This is a genomic window from Neisseria sp. P0001.S005 (genome assembly GCF_051963715.1).
In genome coordinates this window covers 1-922 of sequence record NZ_JBQCTZ010000441.1, presented here as the reverse complement: position 1 = coordinate 922, position 922 = coordinate 1, and the positions used below count along the sequence as shown (strand labels likewise).

Here is a 922-nt window from a genome sequence, read left to right as displayed (position 1 = left end):
ATCAAAATGGCAAACGGCACGGCAAACTGCATGACCGGGCGTATCCATTGTTTCAATGCCAATCCGCAGGAGAGCCAGACCGACATTTCGCTGTCACGCCAGTAGCGGGTCAATACGGTCAACGTACTGATAAATGCGGTCAACACCAGCAAAAGCGGGGTCATGCCGATTACCCAGAAGCCGACTAAGGCCAACACGGCATCAATGGCGACACGCCCGTCGGCTGCGCGGCCAAGCAGGTTGATGGCCTGCGTGGACACCAATACCGCCAAGAGGACGACAAAGATGCCGACAGCGGTAAAGGAAAGTTCTTTAATAAAGTTTCTTTGGTAAATCATAAGATTGAGCGTGGTATACGGTTTATGGGAAACCTATATTTATTAATAAGGCTTCAGACGGCATGACACAAATGGAGTACAATGATTTTCATCTGTTCGGACGGTTGGTCAACAGGCCGTCTGAACAACCGACAACCGTTCCAATCAGGAGAATAAACGTGAAATTTAGCACAAAAGCCGAAACTTTGCAGGCTCAACAGGCAGGTGCGCAATTATTTGTCTGCGCCGAAGCATCGCAACTGAGCAACCCGACTGCCCTCGCCCTCTTCGCTTCCCTTGAAGAAGGTCAAAATTTCGCCGACACCAAAATCCCGACGGACAACGGTTTGCAAGCCATTGCCGTCGCCCGCCTCGCTAAAACCGACCGCGCCGCGTTGAACAAAGCCGCCGCCGAAGCCGCCAAATGGGCGCAAAATCAAGAAACGGTCAATGTGGACGTTCATGCTTTCGATGAAGCGCAAGCCGCAGACGTTGCCGGAGCGTTTGCGATTGCGTTCGGCAATGCCACCTACCGTTTCGACCGCTACAAAAAAGAAGCCAAACCGGCCAAATTTGCAGAAGCCGTGTTCCACAGCGCACACGAA

2 protein-coding genes are annotated in these 922 nt (G+C 52.2%); one reads left to right on the top strand and one right to left on the bottom strand.

The window, feature by feature from the left end:
• The coding region (locus tag ACTHSP_RS20910; protein WP_440346877.1) for an LptF/LptG family permease at nt 1–338 on the bottom strand (338 nt) is incomplete at its 3' end.
• 158 nt (nt 339–496) lie between these two features.
• Here ACTHSP_RS20910 and ACTHSP_RS20905 point away from each other — a divergent pair.
• A partial coding sequence (locus ACTHSP_RS20905; RefSeq protein ID WP_440346876.1) for a M17 family peptidase N-terminal domain-containing protein occupies nt 497–922 on the top strand: 426 nt, incomplete at its 3' end.